Below are 16,954 nucleotides of genomic sequence, written 5' to 3'. Positions count from 1 at the left end.
CTCGGCTGTTTCCTGGGAGCGCCAAGCTCCAGCTTGGCATCTTCCAATCTCCACAATCCGCGCTAAGTCAACTCACGAAGCAATTGCCGCAAGCGGTTTTCCACCCACTCTGCTGACCTGCCCAAGGAGCGCCCTTGCGACCAAAGCATTCGCACCGACAGCAGAGGCAATGCCAATGACGAACAGACAACTTGCTTCAATGGCTTGGAATGACCATCTGCGGCGATATTGACGGGCAGGATGGCCCAGCCGAGATCGTCTGCAACCATCTCAGCAATGGTGTAGAAACTGTCAGAGCGCCAAAGCTTGGTGGACACCACAATCTCTTGTATGTCTTCGGCATGCATGACCAACTGGCGATAGCGCGCCAAGTCAGTGCGCCGAACCACGGCTTTTTCCAAGAGTGGATGTCCGAGCGGAACAAAAACTCCTTGGGCCAACACCCCCACATGTCGTTGATCAAAACTGTCTTCCAGCGGTCCACGGTCCAGGTGGAAAGCCACGTCCGCGTGTTCCTGACGAACGTAATCGGTAACTTCAGTGGCGGTTCCATTGAGCAGGGTCAGCTCAAGGTCTGGAAAATTCGCCGCAATATCGCGAATCAATGATTTGATGGCGCTGAACGGCAGGGCCTCATCCAGGGCCAAACTCAGCTTGGCTTCGCTTCCTTTGGACAAGGATTGAGCACGCTGGTCCAGCGCGTGAGCCTGCCGCAGAAGTTCTCTAGCCTCTAAAAGCATGAGATGTCCTGCGTCTGACAAGGTCGCCCTGTGCTTTGAACGGTCAAACAACTCCAAATCCAGGTCTGCCTCCAGCAGCGCAACGGCGGTACTTACCGCGGATTGAGCCTTTCCGATGCGCCGGGCAGCCGCGCTGATAGACCCCTCTTCCGCAGTGATCACGAACTGGCGAAGTTGATCAAGATTCCATTGCATAAACAACTCTATCAATAAATCAGATAAATATCGACTTTATAAATCAATAGTTCAGCTAGACAATCCAAAAAACACCGAAGAAAAACAATGCAACGCCGCCCCTGGATATTTCTCTCAGCCGCTGTCGCCTCCGAAGTGGCTGGGCTCACCGTGATGAAGATCGCTTCTGATACCGACTCGCTCTTCGCCCTGCTTTTCATGTACACACTGATCGGCTTGTCGTTCTGCTTTTTCTCCGTGGCTGTCAGGCGCCTTCCGCTAGCCCTGGCCTACGCGACCTGGGAGACGCTTGGTCTTGTCAGCGTCACCGCAATAGGGTTCCAGTTCTTTGGTGAGCACATGACCCCGCAGCGATTACTCGGCGTATCAGCTCTGTTAGCCGGCGTTTTAATGCTCAATTTCAGCCCTGATCCCCCTGATGCTGAGGGTAGGAACCGTGGCGCCGCGAAGCCCGGAGAATAAGCATGCAGAACGCTGAATTAAGTCACTACGTATTCATGGCTATTGCCATCGCACTGGAGGTCGCTGCCAACCTTTTCATCAAATACTCAGATGGATTCCGCAAACGCGCCATCGGTGTAATGGGCATCGTCTCCATCTTGGCGTCGTTTACAGCGCTGTCGCAAGCCGTAAAGGGAATCGATCTTTCCATTGCATATGCACTCTGGGGGGGTACCGGCATCATCTTTACCGCTTCAGCCGGGCGCGTTCTCTTCAAGCAACGCTTGAGCCGAATGGGTTGGTCTGGGATCCTTGTGATCGTGCTTGGAATGATCACACTCAAGCTTTCATAAGCTGCGTTGACAGGGAGCGCCCGCCCTACCCGGTTTCCACGCACCCGAGCAGATCAGAATGCGCTAGGGATCCAACTGATTGGCAGTGGAGTTCAAGGCCGTCTGATACGAAAAAAACAGGTCTCCCGTAGCTTGGGCTCCAGCAAAACGACTATTCTTTTCGTTTTTCAAGAATAAGAGATCGTGCCCATGAAAGCCAAACTCCACCACACCGCGATTGCCATCAGCATGGGACTGGCCATGGCAGGCGTCCAGGCTGATACGCTTAAAAAGCCCGCACTCGATGCGATTGCTGCCCAAGCAGTCAAAGCGCAGTCCACCTTCCCACAGTTTTTGAAGAGCGTCGCCGAGCAGGACGCGAGCGTAGCGGGTGCTGTCAGGCGCTATGTGGCGGGCGAAGCGCTGCAGGGGGATGACCTGACCAATGTGGCACGCTTACTTGGTCTGTACACACGGCTGACCCAGGAGACTCACGTGGTGCGCAGCATCACGGAAATGGTGGCCCTGCCCACGGTGCGCGACGCCAAAATCCCGCCCCATGAACACAAAGCCATCATCGACTTTGGCGCCATGGTAGAAAAAATGGCCAAGGACTTTGGCCTGAAGTACCGCAATGTGGACAACCGCGTTTTCGAAGTCACGTTGCCGGGTACTGGCGCAGATGAGTTCGGAATACTCACCCATGCCGATGTGGTGCCGGTAGTACCCTCTGAATGGATACTGGAAGGCCAGCAGCTTGATCCTTTCAAAGTGACCCGTGTGGGCGACAAGCTCTATGGGCGCGGCACCATCGATGACAAGGGCTCGATTGCCACCGTGCTGTATGCGATGAAGGCCGTAAAAGAAGCCAGGCTGCCTGTGCAGCGCAGTATCAGGCTGATGATCGAGACCACGGAAGAAACCGGTGGCGAAGCGATGAAGTACTACCGTGAGAAGACTCAGCTGCCTGAGTACAACATCGTGCTGGACAGCAAGTACCCCGCCGTTGTGGCCGAGAAAGGCACAGGTGCAATCAAGGCCTTTTTTGCAGATATGCACACGGATGCGCAGCGGCCCATCATCACCGCTTTGGCGGGAGCTGCATCTTCCAACGCGATCGCACAGACCGCCACTGCTTCCATCGAAGCTGGCGACGCGGCCATGCTGACGGCCGTGATGCAAAAGCTTCAAGCAGCCAAAGATGGCTTTGTGGCGCAGCACCAGAGTTCTGGCAAATTCGGGATTGACGTTCTACCGAGTGCAGGCAAGATTGAGATCAAGGTGACGGGCAGCTCCGCCCACGGATCGCGCCCGGAGGAAGGTGTGAATCCTGTGCCACGCCTGAGTCTGTTTCTGCAACAGACCCTGCAACTGGATGGCAGCCAACCCATGGTGCAGGCCAATCAATACAGCCGGGCGCTGCGCTACATCAACGGCGTCTATGGGGTGGATTATTTTGGCAAAGCTTTGAACGTAGCTTATGCCGATGATTTCATGGGGCCACTGACCATTTCACCCAACTTCATCAAGGCAGGGAATGGCCAGCTGGAAGTCACGGCCAACGCCCGCATGCCACGCGGAAAATCGCCAGAGCAGTTGAAGGCTGAAGTAGAAAAGGGTATTGCCAGCTGGAGCGCGGCCACCCAGGTTCCGGTGAAGATTGAATACACCCAAGGCAACTGGATGGCACGTGACCCGAAGGGCGCCTGGCTCGCCACCCTGCTGAACATATTTGGGGACACCACCGGTCTTGACGCTAAGCCCGTGCCCACTGCGGGCAGTACTACCGCCAAGCTCATGCCTAATGCGATCAACTTTGGTCCTGCCATGCCGGGCAAGAAATACACCGCGCACAACGCGCTGGAGTACAAGGAGTTGCCAGATTTGCAGGCCGATATGCAGATGTTTACCGAGATGCTGGTGCGTATTGGGAATCTGAAGCAAATGCAATAGACGTCTGACTAGGTTCAGGGTTGCATAAGCTCACTTGAGCTGATGCGCCCTACCCCCGCGTCAGCCATGGTGACCCACGCCTTTTGAAGCGAACCGTTGAGATCTATGGCCCGGCACGCGTCTTCAATTAAGGTGGCTTCAAATCCCGCAGCGCGGGCATCGAGTGCACTCCAGGCTACGCAGTAATCAGTGGCCAAGCCGCACAGATACACCGAAGTGATATTTCGCGCCTTCAAGTAGGCCGCCAGACCAGTAGATGTTTTGCGATCAGCTTCCATGAACGCCGAATAGCTGTCCACACTTCTGTGGAACCCCTTACGAATGATCAGCTGCGCCTGCGGTACGTGAAGCTCATCGTGCAAGGCTGCATCGCGCGTGCCCTGTACGCAGTGCGTAGGCCATAGCACCTGCTCTCCGTAGGGCAAGTCTATCGTCTCAAAGGGCTGACGCCCCGGATGGTTTGCAGCAAATGAAACATGATCGGCTGGATGCCAGTCCTGGGTAAATACCGCGTTAGTGAAAAGTGGTGCAACCCGATTGATGACAGGCACCACGGCATCACCGTCTATGACGGGCAAGCCTCCGCCCGGCATGAAGCCGTATTGGACGTCAACAATGAGCAGTGCAGTAGAAGGATTCATAGTTGAGGCGCGTTCTACGCTTTCATCCAGCCAGATAGAAGGCTCTGTGATGCGGCCAATTCTGCCTCGGTCTCAAACACTATACCCAGCAGCTTTTGCCTGCTTGTTTCGCCGCGGAGCAACTGAACGCGGCTTTTTGAAACTCCGAATGCTTCCGAAGCCCAATCGATGAGAGCCGCATTGGCTTTGCCGTCTACTGGCGGGGCGGCTAGGCGCACGCGCAGCGCCTGAGCATGGGCCCCCGCGGCCTGCGTACGCTTGGCACCAGGTACGGCGTGGATTGAAATTTTCAGTTCGTGGGCCATGCAGAAAAGTAAGCTAAAGTGTCGGCTCGCTTCTCTCGAGTTTTATGTAGCGTCGCTTATCGCGGTCTGAACCATGCAAATTTTCATCAGAATTATTGTCGGCGCGGATCAACTCAAAACCATCGCAATTGAGGTTGAAGGCAGCGACTCCGTCCAGCAAGTCAAGCAAAAAATACAGGACAAGGAAGGTATTGCGCCGGACAAACAGCAGTTGTTCTTCGCCGACCAACCATTACAGGACGGCCGGACCCTGGCTGATTACAACATTCAGAGGGAATCTACCCTGCAGTTGGTTTTGGCATCACCTTCGAGTGTCAATGCAGTGCCCGCATTGTCGCCTGCGGGGTTAGGGGTCGCAGCGGCTCTGGTAGGCCTGGGGGCGGTGTTGATCCGGCGGCAGCGGATCGAAGGGCGCCGCTAGATCTACGCACCCCATAGATAGCCCCCTTCAGGCTTTCAGATTATTCAAACTCCACAATGACCTGATCCACGGAAAGGCTGTCGCCTTGCTGTGCTTTGATCTCCTTGACGACACCATCCGCGCTGGCAAACAACACGTTCTCCATCTTCATGGCTTCAATCACGGCCACGCGCTCGCCTGCTTTGACCTCTTGACCGTTTTGCACGGCCACCTGGACCAGCAGGCCCGGCATAGGAGAAAGCACAAACTTGCTCATGTCGGGCGGTGCCTTGTAGGGCATGAGCTGGTGCAGTTTGGCAGTATCCGGATGCATCACGATCGCATCCAACTGGGTGCCGTTGTGTACCACGCGTGTGACCAGCGGATTGCGGTTTTTGCCGCGCTCCATCTGCGCCGTGAACGCTTCACCATTGGCTACACCGTGAATGCGAGCATCACCCATGCCCTGTTCAACGGCGAGTTTGTAAACCTTCTCTCCGTCAGGCGTTTGCACTGTCACGACCATGGGTTGCCCGGGAACGTCTTCTCCCACGCTGGCATTCACGTATTGATTGCCGCCTTCCTTGCCCAACACGCAAACCGTGAAGTCACGCTTGTGTACGCGTTTGAAGCCTTCCCAAAACTGGCCGCCCAGCCCCTGCGCCCGATCTCGATAGCGCATATGCAGGCTGGCAACCAGAGCCACCAGGAAATGAGGGTCCTGGTGCGGGACATCCTCCGCTTTGAAGCCTTGTGAGTAGTGCTCAGCGATGAAGCCGGTGTTGAAATCTCCAGAGACGAATTTGGGGTGCGCCAGCAGCGCAGCCTGGAATGGAATGTTGCTCTGCACACCCTTGATGACGAAGCCATTGAGAGCTTCACGCATGCGGGCAATGGCGTCCATGCGGTCCTTGCCGTGCACAATGAGCTTGGCGATCATGGAGTCGTAGTGCATGGGGATTTCACCGCCATCGACCACTCCGGTATCCACACGCACGCCCTCATCCGTCGTGGCCTGGCCTTGGAAAAGTTGCTGCGTGGGCGGATCAAATCGCACCAGACGCCCAGTGGAAGGCAGAAAATTGCGGAACGGATCCTCCGCATTAATACGGCACTCCATGGCCCAGCCGATTTTTTTCACATCCGCTTGAGTGAAGCTCAGCTTCTCGCCAGCAGCCACCCGTATCATTTGCTCCACCAAGTCCAGACCGGTGATCAGTTCAGTTACCGGGTGCTCCACCTGCAGGCGCGTGTTCATCTCCAGGAAGTAGAAGTCCTGGTTCTTGCCAACAACAAACTCGACGGTACCCGCGCTCTGATAATTCACCGCCTTGGCCAGCGCAACAGCCTGTTCACCCATGGCCTTGCGCGTGGCATCCGTGATGAAGGGTGATGGCGCTTCTTCGATCACTTTCTGATGACGCCGCTGAATAGAGCACTCGCGTTCATTCAGGTACAACACATTGCCGAAGCCATCACCCAGCACCTGAATTTCGATGTGGCGTGGTTGCTCGACGAATTTTTCAATGAAGACTCGGTCATCGCCAAAAGAGTTACGAGCTTCGTTGCGGCAGGAGTCGAAGCCTTCGTAAGCTTCCTTGTCATTGAAGGCCACGCGCAGGCCTTTGCCACCGCCGCCGGCGCTGGCCTTGATCATGACGGGGTAGCCAATGCCTTTGGCAATCTCGACCGCGCTTTCCGCTGATTCAATCGGATCGTTATAGCCGGGAATGGTGTTGACCTTGGCCGCATTGGCCAGCTTCTTCGAAGCGATCTTGTCGCCCATGGCAGCAATGGCAGCGTGCTTGGGCCCAATGAAGACCAAGCCCTGCTCTTCCACTTTGCGTGCAAAGGCTTCGTTCTCGCTCAGAAATCCGTAACCAGGATGAATGGCTTGCGCGCCGGTTTGCTTCGCGGCCTCGATGATCTTGTCACCCAACAGATATGACTCACGCGACGGCGGTGGTCCTAAACGAACGGCTTCGTCCGCCATTTGGACGAAGCGCGCTTGTGCATCCGCATCGGAGTACACCGCCACGGTGGCGATTCCCATTCTCTTGGCGGTGGCGATCACTCTGCACGCGATTTCGCCACGGTTGGCGATGAGAATTTTGTTGAACATGGAAGATACCTTCTAAGAATTCGGTCAGAAACCTTGCACTCGAATGTGCGAGTTGCGTTGCTGAAGTGCTTGAATAAACGCCTGCTTCTGTTTGGGTGAGACAAGTGTCTGCCCTGCTCGGCCATAGTGAATGCGCAGCCTGTCGAGAGAGAGCGCCGGTGCTGATATCCAGCTTCTCGACGGCTCTACAACGCGAATGCTCTGCACCGGGATGCGCCAACGCAGGGGGCCGCTTTGGATCATGAGTTCCGTTTCATCAAGCCGATACGCTGTGCTCAATAGCAACCACAGCGGAAACGCCACGCCAGGCACCAGCAGGGCAAGCAGCACGAGCTTCCCGACCAGCCCTGTGGCCACCGGCCATGCCAATGCGACGGACCCAAGCACTGCCAAAGCACTGATCACAAGCAGTGCTGCGAGCCATAGGTCGACCTTCGAGCGGAACACATCGTGCCTTTAGAGCGGGATATTGCCGTGCTTGCGCCACGGGTTTTCCAGCTTCTTGTCTTTCAGCATGGCCAGGCTGCGGCAGATGCGCTTGCGCGTTTCATGTGGCAGGATGACGTCGTCAATGAAGCCTCGGCTTCCGGCCACGAAGGGGTTGGCAAAGCGGGCTTTGTATTCGGCCTCTCGGGCGGCGAGCTTCGCGGGGTCGTTCTTGTCCTGGCGGAAAATGATCTCGACCGCACCTTTGGCACCCATCACAGCGATCTCGGCGTTGGGCCAGGCCAGGTTGACATCACCGCGAAGGTGCTTGGAAGCCATCACGTCGTACGCCCCACCGTAGGCTTTGCGTGTGATGACAGTGACCTTGGGCACTGTGCACTCCGCGTAGGCATAGAGCAGTTTGGCGCCATGCTTGATGATGCCTCCGTATTCTTGCGCGGTTCCTGGCATGAAGCCGGGCACATCAACGAAGGTAATGACGGGGATATTGAACGCATCGCAAAAACGCACAAAGCGCGCGGCCTTGATGCTGCTCTTGATGTCCAGGCAACCCGCCAGAACCAATGGCTGGTTGGCAACGATGCCCACCACTTGCCCATCCATACGTGCCATGCCGATCACAATGTTGGCCGCGTAGTCTGGTTGCAGTTCGAAGAATTCGCCGTCATCCACCACCTTGGTGATGGCTTCCTTGATGTCGTAGGGCAGGTTCGGGTTGTCGGGCACCAGCGTGTCCAGACTCATGTCGACCCTATCGGCAGGATCTTCCGTGGGGCGAGATGGCGCTTTTTCCCGGTTGCTGGCTGGAATGTAGTTGAAGAAGCGCCGCAGCATCAGCAGCGCTTCCACATCATTTTCAAAGGCCAGGTCGGCCACACCGCTGCGTGTGTTGTGGGTCAGCGCGCCTCCCAGTTCCTCAGCTGTGACCGTTTCATGCGTCACAGTTTTAACCACTTCAGGGCCGGTGACGAACATATAGCTCGTGTCTTTGACCATGAAGATGAAGTCTGTCATGGCGGGGCTGTAGACCGCACCACCTGCGCAGGGGCCCATGATCATGCTGATCTGCGGAATGACGCCGCTGGCCATGACATTGCGCTGGAAGACGTCTGCATAACCTCCCAGTGAGGCAACGCCTTCCTGAATGCGCGCACCGCCGGAATCGTTCAAGCCGATCACCGGAGCGCCCACCTTCATGGCTTGATCCATCACCTTGCAGATTTTTTCTGCATGCGCTTCGCTCAGAGCGCCGCCGAATACGGTGAAATCCTGGCTGAAGACGAAGACCAGGCGGCCATTGATGGTGCCATAGCCAGTGACCACGCCATCGCCTGGAATATGGGTTTGGTCCATGCCGAAATCCGCGCAGCGGTGCTCGACGAACATGTCCCATTCTTCAAAGCTGCCGGCGTCCAGCAAGACCTCAATACGCTCACGCGCGGTCAGTTTGCCTTTGCCATGCTGGGCCTCGATGCGCTTGGTGCCACCGCCAAGGCGGGCCGCTGCACGCTTTTGTTCAAGTTGTTCTAGGATCGGTTTCATGGTCCGGTGTTCACTTCCTATGTTGATCGGTCTTGATCGTTCAAACTGGATGGGGAGGCATCGCTGCCAGATCCAGCAATCGGCGCGCTGCGGTGGAAGGGGCTAGCTGCCCATCTGCCACGGCTTGTGTAGTGCCAGCGAGCGCATCGCGCACGCCAGCATGTTGACGAAACGCCGCTCTCAGTCCCGCATGGATGCGTTCCCACATCCATGCAAGCGCCTGTTGCTGGCGGCGCTGCATGAGACGGCCGTTGGCCGTCTGCAAGGTTTTGAATTCCGTCACGGCATTCCAGAAATCATCCAGTCCCTGACCCTTTAAGCCGCTGATCTGGATCACGCGGGGATGCCATAGCTGTGCATCATGAAGTGCGTGCTCAGGATTGCCGTGCATACCGAAAAGGCGCAGAGCGGATTGAATCTGGGTGCGCGCACGCAGGGCGGCGTTGGGATCGATGTCAGCTTTGTTGATAACCACCAGGTCAGCCAGTTCCATCACGCCTTTTTTGATGGCTTGCAGATCATCGCCCGCGTTCGGCAACTGGAGCAACACGAACATATCCGTCATGCCGCTGACTGCGGTTTCACTCTGCCCCACCCCAACGGTTTCGACCAGCACGACGTCGTAGCCAGCGGCTTCGCAGACCAGCATCGCTTCGCGGGTTTTCTCAGCTACACCGCCTAAAGTGCCGCTGCTGGGGCTGGGGCGGATATAGGCGCCATCCAGCAATGAAAGACGTTCCATGCGGGTCTTGTCCCCAAGAATGGACCCGCCTGATACCGTGGAAGAAGGGTCGATCGTCAGCACCGCCACACGGTGACCACGATCGATCAGGTAAACGCCCAGCGTTTCAATGAAGGTGCTTTTGCCAACGCCAGGCACGCCACTGATGCCCAGCCGCAAGGCCTTGCCCGTATAAGGCAGCAAGGCGGTCAGCAGCTCGTCGCCCTTGGCGCGGTGGTCTGCGCGGGTCGACTCAAGCAAGGTGATGGCCTTGGCAATAGCGCGGCGCTGCCCCATGGGCGAGCCGTTGATGATGCCTTCAATCACATATCACCTCGGGTTGAAAAACATCGGCTTGATGCTCCGCAGAAGCTCGGATTGACGCATTTGGACTCTTAGGCTTGGCCCTGCCTTTGACAAGCTCAGGTCGAACGGGCAGTGAGTGGGGCAAGGGGTGTGCAAGCTTAAGCTCTGCACTGCCTTCGACAGGCTCAGGCCGAACGGGGTGTGAGGGGGACGTGGGATGTACAAGCTTAGGCTTGGCCCTGCCTTCGACAAGCTCAGATCGAACGGGCGGTGAAGTAGCGACGCGGGATTGAGATCTTGAACCTGAACTTTCAGTGCTTAGCGCCGCCCGAAAACGCCCCCCTACGTTAGGGCCGGAATTCCCCCCCTCCCGTTCGGGCTGAGCCTGTCGAAGCCTTGGCGCAGAAGTCACCTCATTGCGTGACCGTGCAAGTTGTCGAACGCGCTTCCAATCGCCCTCTATCAATGCCTCTTTCTTTGCTCGAGACCAGCCTTTGATCCTCTGTTCAAATGCGAGCGCGCCCTCCCTGGTTTCGAACTCTCCTTGCCAAACCAGTTCAATTGGCTTGCGCGAGGACGTGTAGCCAACCGGGCTGCTTTCATGTTGGCGCATGCGCTCCACGACGTCATCGGTATGCCCGATGTAATAGGAGCCATCTCCACAGCGCAGGATGTAAACGTAGAAGTAGCGCATGGTCAGTTGACCGTCAATCCCAAAAATTCTTAGTAACAGTAGTTAAAGGCTTCGACAAGCTCAGCCCGAACGGATGGGAGTGAGCTGAGGCCCGACGGGTGGGGGTGAACCTGTACCCTGAATTGACCGGGCTTAGCTTCTGGACTCTGGCGGAACGGAATGACGGTCGTCATAGGTTTAGACAAATTCAAGCCGAACGGATTGGGTTGGGTTGGGTTTGGTAAGGGTTGGATTTTTGTAGGCGCACGAAGAGGGAAAACTCAGACAGAGCTGGGTATGGCCTTCTTGATCTGCTCCAGAACATCTTTTGCGCTGGCCGGAATCGGGGTGCCGGGGCCATAGATGCCCTTGACGCCTGCTTCGTAGAGAAAGTCGTAGTCCTGCCGGGGAATCACGCCGCCTACGAAGACGATGATGTCGTCAGCACCCTGCTTTCTCAACTCGGCAATGATGGCCGGCACCAGAGTCTTGTGGCCGGCAGCCAGGGTGCTCACGCCTACGGCGTGCACATCGTTTTCAATGGCCTGACGGGCGCATTCCTCAGGGGTCTGGAAAAGGCTGCCGATGTCTACGTCGAAGCCCAGATCGGCGAACGCAGTGGCGACGACCTTGGCGCCGCGGTCATGGCCATCCTGGCCCAGCTTGGCGATCATCACCCTGGGGCGGCGACCCTCAGCCTCAGCGAAATCGCTGATCTCCTGCTTGAGTTTGTCCCAGCCTTCCGCACTGTCATAGGCTGCTGCGTAAACCCCTGTGACCTTTTGCGTATCAGCGCGGTGGCGCCCAAAGATTTTTTCCATGGCATCTGACACCTCACCCACAGTAGCGCGGGCGCGAATGGCATCGATAGCAGCGGCCAACAGATTGCCCTGCCCGGTTTCCGCAATGTTTGTGATGGCTTCAAGTGCCTGCTGCACACGCTCGGAATCTCGTTCTTTCTTGATGTCGTTCAAGCGGGCAATTTGCGAATCACGCACCTTGACGTTATCCACCTCCAGGGTTTCGATGGGGTCTTCCTTGGCCAACTTGTACTTGTTGACACCCACGATCACATCTTTGCCCGAATCGATACACGCCTGCTTTTCAGCCGCGGCGGCTTCGATCTTGAGCTTGGCCCAACCCGAATCAACAGCCTTGGTCATTCCGCCCATAGCATCGACTTCTTCGATGATGGCCCAGGCGGCATCAGCCATGTCCTGGGTGAGCTTCTCCATCATGTAGCTGCCAGCCCAAGGATCGACCACGTTGGTGATGTGTGTTTCCTCCTGAATGATCAGCTGAGTGTTGCGCGCGATGCGAGCTGAAAACTCCGTGGGCAGAGCAATGGCTTCGTCGAAGCTGTTGGTGTGCAGGGATTGCGTACCGCCAAACACCGCAGCCATGGCTTCGATGGTGGTGCGCACCACGTTGTTGTAGGGGTCTTGCTCGGTAAGACTCCAGCCGCTGGTCTGGCTGTGCGTGCGCAGCATCAAGCTCTTCGGGTTCTTCGGATTGAATTCTTTCATGATGCGGCACCACAGCAGGCGGGCGGCACGCATCTTCGCAATCTCCAGGTAAAAGTTCATGCCCACGGCCCAGAAGAACGAGAGCCGCCCTGCAAAAGCATCTACGTCCATTCCTTTGGCAAGCGCAGTCTTCACGTATTCTTTGCCGTCTGCGAGTGTGAACGCCATCTCCAGCGCCTGGTTGGCGCCGGCTTCCTGCATGTGATAGCCAGAAATGGAGATCGAGTTGAACTTGGGCATGTTCTGCGCCGTGTACTCGATGATGTCGCCAATGATCCGGATACTGGGCTCTGGTGGGTAGATATAGGTGTTGCGAACCATGAACTCCTTCAGGATGTCGTTCTGGATCGTGCCTGCGAGCTGGTCTTGAGCCACGCCCTGTTCCTCTGCGGCCACGACATAGCCAGCCAGGATAGGGAGCACAGCGCCGTTCATGGTCATGGATACGCTGACCTTGTCCAGCGGAATGCCGTTGAACAGGATTTTCATGTCTTCCACGCTATCGATGGCCACGCCAGCCTTACCTACATCGCCCGTAACGCGCGGATGATCGCTGTCATAGCCGCGGTGGGTGGCCAGATCGAACGCTACGCTGACGCCCTGCCCGCCTGCAGCCAGTGCCTTTCGGTAGAAGGCATTGCTCTCCTCCGCAGTGGAGAAGCCAGCGTACTGGCGAATGGTCCATGGTCTCACGGCATACATCGTCGCCTGAGGCCCACGCAGGAATGGCTCAAAGCCCGGCAGCGTGTTCGTGTACGGCAGGTCTTTGACATCTTCAGCGGTGTAGAGCGGTTTGACCGTGATGCCGTCCGGTGTACGCCAATTGAGCGCTTCGACGTTGCCAGCAGGCGCTGATTTTGCAGCGGCTTTTTCCCAGTCAGCCAAGCTGGCGGGTTTGAACGAAGGTGTATTGGAACTCATGGCAGATCCAGAAGCAGACAAATGAACAGAAGGCAAGTCGCCTGATGACCGGATCGAACGCCCACCTTGTGGCGCATTCGAACATCCGTAATTATTAATGCAAAACCGGGTCTTATGCGTACAATCGGCAAAAAATGATTGCTCCATGACCCCAGCTTCCGCCCGCCTTTCCCCCCGAGCCCTCTACGAAGAAGTGGCCGAACTGCTGCGCCAGCGCATCTTCAGCGGCCAGTTGAAGCCGGGTGACTGGATAGACGAGCTGAAAATTGCGCAAGAGTACGGAATCAGCCGCACCCCCCTTCGCGAAGCGCTCAAAGTTTTGGCCACAGAGGGGCTGATCACGATGAAAGTGCGGCGCGGCGCCTACGTGACCGAAGCTACGCCCAAGGATCTCGCCGATGTCTACCACCTTCTGGCATTGCTGGAAACCGATGCCGTGGACACCGTGGCCCGCCATGCCTCGGACGCAGGTTTGGCGGAGCTAGCCGCCCTGCACCAGGAGCTGGAGGCAAGCTTGCCAGACACCGCGCGTTTTTTCGCGCTGAATGAGGCATTTCATATTCGCGTACTGGAGTTGGCAGACAACCAGTGGCAGTTGCAGATGGTGCAAGACCTGCGCAAAGTCATGAAGCTGCACCGCCAGAATTCGCTGCAGAAAGCCGGCCGTCCTGAGCAATCCTTGGCAGAACACCGTGAGCTGATGTCGGCGTTGGCCGCGCGCGACGGCGACAGAGCGGCCGCTTGCATGCGCATTCATATGCAAGGCGGCCTGGAAGCCGCCAATTGAGAGGTCAGCCGCTAGTGGGTACGAACCTGATCATCATGCGTTGAACAGGCGAGACAGCCAACCCTTCTTCTTTCGCCCGCTCAACTCCTGCAGGACCTCGGCGCGCATGCGCTCTTTTTCCATATCCCGCTTGTGCGTGACCATGCGCAGATAGGTGTTGACTGAGTCAATGTAGCCGTGGTCCTCATTGCGAATATGGTTGAAGAGCCACCGTGACAGCATTCCGTGCAGTTCATTTGTCACGTCCTCACCTGCATCAAAACGGCTTTGCATTTCAGCCACCTTACGGGTAAAGAGTTCATGCACCTTTTTGTGCGGCCCTGCAAACATGTAGCCCGCGTTCTCAATCATGCTCTCTTCGAAGGCAAAGTGTGAAATGGTGTAGTCCACCGTCTCGGCAATCACATCGCCCAGGACTTCCCTGTCATGAGTGCCCTTGAGTTCATGCAGCTTGTTGATGTAATCCACGATTCGCTTGTGCTGAACATCAATCTCGGGAATACCCGTGTCCAGTTCCGGAACCCAATGAAGAATACCCATGGTGCTGACCTTTTTTTAAGATGAGCTGAGTATCAAGGCGTCACAGATAAAACGTTTTGACTCATGTCAAGAACTGGTTACACCAAGACTTGAGACCAAAACATTCCAGGAGCGGTCAGCCTCCTGCCCCGGTTTTAGAATTGCTCGGATAACTCAGTCACCAACAGCAACTTGTTGTGCCTCTGAAACACCGATACTCCGATACTTCTTGTGATCCGCGTTTCTCCCTGGCTTTGACAATTGCAAATCTCAATGCGGTGCTGCACCAACATGTGCAGTCCCTTGAAAAACTGAAATGAACCCACCCCAGGATCTTTGCCCCAAATCCATGCGCCGCCTTGTGTTGTTGGGGGGATTGAGCCTTGCCCTGCCACGCCCTGCTCTGGCCATCGATCCCCAGATTTGGCCGCGGCACTCGGCCGTTCCCGGAGGGGTTGCGCGGATTGATCTCGGTCCTGCCACGGAACGCCCAAGAGCTACGGTTGACGGCGTGCCTCTCCTGGTGGTCGGTGACCCGATTGTCTGGACGGCACTCGTGGGGATTCCGCTGTCTGCCTCTCCAGGAAAAGCCAGCATCGATGTGCACGCTGGAACGACGCGTTCCGAGGCCTACATCATTGAAAGCAAACGCTACAGCGAACAGCGATTGAAGGTTTCGCCCAAGACGGTTGATCTTTCTCCGGAAGATTTGAGCCGCCATGAACGCGAGCGAGCGCATCAGGTCGGAGTGATTGCCACATTTACAGAGCCCTTACCGAGCACTTACAAGATGGAGCAACCTACGCCCGGCAGGCGCAGCGGTTCGTTCGGTCTGAGAAGGGTCTTCAATGGCCAGCCTCGCAATCCCCACAGCGGGATGGACATTGCCGCTCCCACAGGAACGCCTGTGGTGTCACCTTTGCCCGCTACGGTGATCGACACGGGTAATTATTTCTTCAACGGCAACACCGTGTGGCTCAACCACGGAGGCGGCCTGCTCAGCATGATGTGCCATCTGAGCCGCACCGATGTCAAACCCGGTGACAAGCTTGCAAGCGGTCAACGTATAGGAGCAGTCGGAGCCACCGGACGCGTCACAGGGCCACACCTGCATTGGTCCATCAGCCTCAACAGGGTCATGGTTGATCCGGCGCTGTTTCTAGCCTGATTGCCCGGTTCAGTTTCAGGTCATGCCCATTCCCGCTCGTCAGGCCCCTCTACCCTGGATCACCTGGGGTAAAGCAGGTGCCTCGCAACTTATCGTCTGGCACCACCTGGTGCACTACGGACCACTGGTCGATCGAGCAGAGCAGGTCGTACCGGATTTCGTGAATTGGCTTGATACCCAAGCCCTCATGGCGGTACAGGTATTTCTGGTCATCGCCGGTTTCCTGGCCACCAGGAGCCTCTGGCCCCGGCCGGATGCTCCCAGCGTAGTGCTCTCTGAATGGCCAAGACGGGTATGGCAGCGGTATCGAAGGCTGGCGCCGCCTTATCTCGCTGCATTGATGGTGGTCGTAGTTTGCTCAGCGATGGCACGCGGACTGATGAAAGACGTCGACACTCCTGCGGCGCCCACCGTAGCTCAGGCATTGGCGCACGCGCTCATGTTGCAGGACGTCCTGGATCAGCCAGCGCTGAGCGCGGGCGTTTGGTACGTAGCCATGGATTTGCAGCTGTTTGCCTTGCTGGCTTTGCTAGCCAGTTTGATAGCCAGGAAAACCAGTCCGACCACAAGCAAGGTGCCAAGCAGGCGGTCTTTTTTGACCTATGTCCCGCTCATTCTTCTGGTCAGCGCTGCGCTGACATCACTCTGCATATTCAATTTGAACAGCAGCGGCGATATCTGGGCGCCCTATTTCTTTGGCGCTTATGCCTTTGGGGTACTGGCTGCCTGGGGAACCAATAAGTCATTGCCTGGCAACAAGACTGGCGCCAGCTTACTGATTGGCGCTCTTTTAGCTCTCGCGTTGACACTTCAGTGGCGTGACCGCATTGCTTTGGCAGGGCTGACCGCGCTTATCCTTCTTTGGCAACCAGGACGGTGGGCTTTGGTCCGCTCGCCTATCAATCCATTGATGGAGTGGCTGGGCAAGATTTCGTATTCCGTTTTCTTGATTCACTACCCTGTGAGCCTTGCCGTGAATGCCCTGGTGGTACGCCTGCTGCCCGATTCCACGCCCATCCACGTAGCTGGTTTGCTCATCGCCTGGCTATTAAGTCTGGCTTGCGGTTGGTTGCTTTGGCGGGGCGTTGAGTCGAACATGTCCAGCGCACGCAGTCCAGCTTCGCCCCATGAAGCATCGCCCGGCCTTGGAGCGATCTTGACTTCATCTGCCAGGCAGGAAAAAGCAGGTTAACCGCTTGAGGGGGTGAGCCACTC

At 56.8% G+C, this 16,954-nt stretch carries 17 protein-coding genes; 7 read left to right on the top strand and 10 right to left on the bottom strand.

Annotated elements, in window-relative coordinates; all coding sequences use genetic code 11:
• Window positions 1-62: 62 nt before the first annotated feature.
• A complete protein-coding gene (locus ABIE13_RS01210; RefSeq protein ID WP_354440428.1) occupies window positions 63-935 on the bottom strand; it encodes a LysR family transcriptional regulator in 873 nt (290 codons plus the stop codon).
• 87 nt (window positions 936-1,022) lie between these two features.
• Between ABIE13_RS01210 and ABIE13_RS01205 the strand changes: the two genes are divergently transcribed.
• The 3 genes from ABIE13_RS01205 (at window position 1,023) to ABIE13_RS01195 (ending at window position 3,661) form a co-directional block, all read left to right on the top strand.
• Window positions 1,023-1,397 carry a DMT family transporter gene (locus ABIE13_RS01205; RefSeq protein ID WP_354440426.1) on the top strand — a complete coding sequence of 125 codons (375 nt, stop codon included), beginning with the start codon at window positions 1,023-1,025 and terminating at the stop codon, window positions 1,395-1,397.
• A 2-nt stretch (window positions 1,398-1,399) separates the two neighbouring features.
• Window positions 1,400-1,729 carry a multidrug/spermidine efflux SMR transporter subunit MdtI gene (gene mdtI / locus ABIE13_RS01200; protein WP_354440424.1) on the top strand — a complete coding sequence of 110 codons (330 nt, stop codon included), beginning with the start codon at window positions 1,400-1,402 and terminating at the stop codon, window positions 1,727-1,729.
• A gap of 189 nt (window positions 1,730-1,918) precedes the next feature.
• Complete coding sequence (locus tag ABIE13_RS01195; protein WP_354440422.1) at window positions 1,919-3,661, top strand: dipeptidase; 1,743 nt, start codon at window positions 1,919-1,921, stop codon at window positions 3,659-3,661.
• 14 nt (window positions 3,662-3,675) lie between these two features.
• Here the strand turns inward: ABIE13_RS01195 and pncA are convergent, their stop codons facing one another.
• Window positions 3,676-4,302: a bifunctional nicotinamidase/pyrazinamidase gene (gene pncA, locus ABIE13_RS01190; protein WP_354440420.1), complete on the bottom strand. Its 627-nt coding sequence runs from the start codon at window positions 4,300-4,302 to the stop codon at window positions 3,676-3,678.
• A 14-nt stretch (window positions 4,303-4,316) separates the two neighbouring features.
• A complete protein-coding gene (locus tag ABIE13_RS01185) occupies window positions 4,317-4,607 on the bottom strand; it encodes a DUF167 domain-containing protein (RefSeq protein ID WP_354440418.1) in 291 nt (96 codons plus the stop codon).
• Between the two features lie 73 nt (window positions 4,608-4,680).
• Here ABIE13_RS01185 and ABIE13_RS01180 point away from each other — a divergent pair, with 73 nt between their 5' ends.
• Entirely contained in the window at window positions 4,681-5,028 is a 348-nt protein-coding gene (locus tag ABIE13_RS01180) for an IPTL-CTERM sorting domain-containing protein (RefSeq protein WP_354440416.1), read from the top strand.
• Window positions 5,029-5,068: 40 nt separating this feature from the next.
• Here the strand turns inward: ABIE13_RS01180 and ABIE13_RS01175 are convergent, their stop codons facing one another.
• The 6 genes from ABIE13_RS01175 to scpA form a co-directional block, all read right to left on the bottom strand.
• A complete protein-coding gene (locus ABIE13_RS01175) occupies window positions 5,069-7,129 on the bottom strand; it encodes an acetyl/propionyl/methylcrotonyl-CoA carboxylase subunit alpha (RefSeq protein ID WP_354440415.1) in 2,061 nt (686 codons plus the stop codon).
• A gap of 24 nt (window positions 7,130-7,153) precedes the next feature.
• Window positions 7,154-7,576 (bottom strand): PH domain-containing protein, encoded by a 423-nt coding sequence (locus tag ABIE13_RS01170; RefSeq protein WP_354440413.1) that lies wholly within the window; start codon window positions 7,574-7,576, stop codon window positions 7,154-7,156.
• 9 nt (window positions 7,577-7,585) lie between these two features.
• A complete protein-coding gene (locus ABIE13_RS01165) occupies window positions 7,586-9,118 on the bottom strand; it encodes an acyl-CoA carboxylase subunit beta (protein WP_354440411.1) in 1,533 nt (510 codons plus the stop codon).
• 40 nt (window positions 9,119-9,158) lie between these two features.
• The gene (gene meaB, locus ABIE13_RS01160; RefSeq protein ID WP_436278365.1) at window positions 9,159-10,166 is read right to left on the bottom strand and encodes a methylmalonyl Co-A mutase-associated GTPase MeaB; all 1,008 of its coding nucleotides are present in this window, start codon (window positions 10,164-10,166) and stop codon (window positions 9,159-9,161) included.
• Window positions 10,159-10,839 (bottom strand): GIY-YIG nuclease family protein, encoded by a 681-nt coding sequence (locus ABIE13_RS01155; RefSeq protein ID WP_354440409.1) that lies wholly within the window; start codon window positions 10,837-10,839, stop codon window positions 10,159-10,161. The genes meaB and ABIE13_RS01155 overlap by 8 nt, the downstream gene beginning before the upstream one ends.
• Window positions 10,840-11,099: 260 nt before the next feature.
• Complete coding sequence (gene scpA, locus ABIE13_RS01150; RefSeq protein WP_354440407.1) at window positions 11,100-13,265, bottom strand: methylmalonyl-CoA mutase; 2,166 nt, start codon at window positions 13,263-13,265, stop codon at window positions 11,100-11,102.
• Window positions 13,266-13,410: 145 nt separating this feature from the next.
• Between scpA and ABIE13_RS01145 the strand changes: the two genes are divergently transcribed.
• Entirely contained in the window at window positions 13,411-14,052 is a 642-nt protein-coding gene (locus tag ABIE13_RS01145; protein WP_354440405.1) for a GntR family transcriptional regulator, read from the top strand.
• Between the two features lie 33 nt (window positions 14,053-14,085).
• Here the strand turns inward: ABIE13_RS01145 and ABIE13_RS01140 are convergent, their stop codons facing one another.
• Window positions 14,086-14,592 carry a bacteriohemerythrin gene (locus tag ABIE13_RS01140; RefSeq protein WP_354440403.1) on the bottom strand — a complete coding sequence of 169 codons (507 nt, stop codon included), beginning with the start codon at window positions 14,590-14,592 and terminating at the stop codon, window positions 14,086-14,088.
• 295 nt (window positions 14,593-14,887) lie between these two features.
• On the opposite strand from ABIE13_RS01140, the gene ABIE13_RS01135 reads away from it, so the two are divergent.
• Together ABIE13_RS01135 and ABIE13_RS01130 are read left to right on the top strand one after the other, a co-directional pair.
• Window positions 14,888-15,739 carry a peptidoglycan DD-metalloendopeptidase family protein gene (locus ABIE13_RS01135; RefSeq protein ID WP_354440401.1) on the top strand — a complete coding sequence of 284 codons (852 nt, stop codon included), beginning with the start codon at window positions 14,888-14,890 and terminating at the stop codon, window positions 15,737-15,739.
• Window positions 15,740-15,761: 22 nt separating this feature from the next.
• Window positions 15,762-16,931 (top strand): acyltransferase family protein, encoded by a 1,170-nt coding sequence (locus ABIE13_RS01130; RefSeq protein ID WP_354440399.1) that lies wholly within the window; start codon window positions 15,762-15,764, stop codon window positions 16,929-16,931.
• Window positions 16,932-16,954: the final 23 nt, after the last annotated feature.

The sequence above is a fragment of the Ottowia thiooxydans genome, assembly GCF_040548795.1.
Lineage (GTDB): Bacteria > Pseudomonadota > Gammaproteobacteria > Burkholderiales > Burkholderiaceae_C > Ottowia > Ottowia thiooxydans_A.
Note: the sequence above shows the minus strand (reverse complement) of the source record. Positions and strands in the feature narration are given on the sequence as shown.

What these genes read in the sequence shown, in the direction of transcription:
- pncA (WP_354440420.1), bottom strand. Translation starts at nt 4,302, where the DNA reads ATGAATCCTTCTACTGCACTGCTCATTGTTGACGTCCAATACGGCTTC.
- ABIE13_RS01180 (WP_354440416.1), top strand. Translation starts at nt 4,681, where the DNA reads ATGCAAATTTTCATCAGAATTATTGTCGGCGCGGATCAACTCAAAACC.
- ABIE13_RS01175 (WP_354440415.1), bottom strand. Translation starts at nt 7,129, where the DNA reads ATGTTCAACAAAATTCTCATCGCCAACCGTGGCGAAATCGCGTGCAGA.
- ABIE13_RS01155 (WP_354440409.1), bottom strand. Translation starts at nt 10,839, where the DNA reads ATGCGCTACTTCTACGTTTACATCCTGCGCTGTGGAGATGGCTCCTAT.
- ABIE13_RS01205 (WP_354440426.1), top strand. Translation starts at nt 1,023, where the DNA reads ATGCAACGCCGCCCCTGGATATTTCTCTCAGCCGCTGTCGCCTCCGAA.
- ABIE13_RS01185 (WP_354440418.1), bottom strand. Translation starts at nt 4,607, where the DNA reads ATGGCCCACGAACTGAAAATTTCAATCCACGCCGTACCTGGTGCCAAG.
- mdtI (WP_354440424.1), top strand. Translation starts at nt 1,400, where the DNA reads ATGCAGAACGCTGAATTAAGTCACTACGTATTCATGGCTATTGCCATC.
- ABIE13_RS01135 (WP_354440401.1), top strand. Translation starts at nt 14,888, where the DNA reads ATGAACCCACCCCAGGATCTTTGCCCCAAATCCATGCGCCGCCTTGTG.
- ABIE13_RS01130 (WP_354440399.1), top strand. Translation starts at nt 15,762, where the DNA reads ATGCCCATTCCCGCTCGTCAGGCCCCTCTACCCTGGATCACCTGGGGT.
- ABIE13_RS01145 (WP_354440405.1), top strand. Translation starts at nt 13,411, where the DNA reads ATGACCCCAGCTTCCGCCCGCCTTTCCCCCCGAGCCCTCTACGAAGAA.
- ABIE13_RS01140 (WP_354440403.1), bottom strand. Translation starts at nt 14,592, where the DNA reads ATGGGTATTCTTCATTGGGTTCCGGAACTGGACACGGGTATTCCCGAG.
- ABIE13_RS01165 (WP_354440411.1), bottom strand. Translation starts at nt 9,118, where the DNA reads ATGAAACCGATCCTAGAACAACTTGAACAAAAGCGTGCAGCGGCCCGC.
- ABIE13_RS01210 (WP_354440428.1), bottom strand. Translation starts at nt 935, where the DNA reads ATGCAATGGAATCTTGATCAACTTCGCCAGTTCGTGATCACTGCGGAA.
- ABIE13_RS01195 (WP_354440422.1), top strand. Translation starts at nt 1,919, where the DNA reads ATGAAAGCCAAACTCCACCACACCGCGATTGCCATCAGCATGGGACTG.
- scpA (WP_354440407.1), bottom strand. Translation starts at nt 13,265, where the DNA reads ATGAGTTCCAATACACCTTCGTTCAAACCCGCCAGCTTGGCTGACTGG.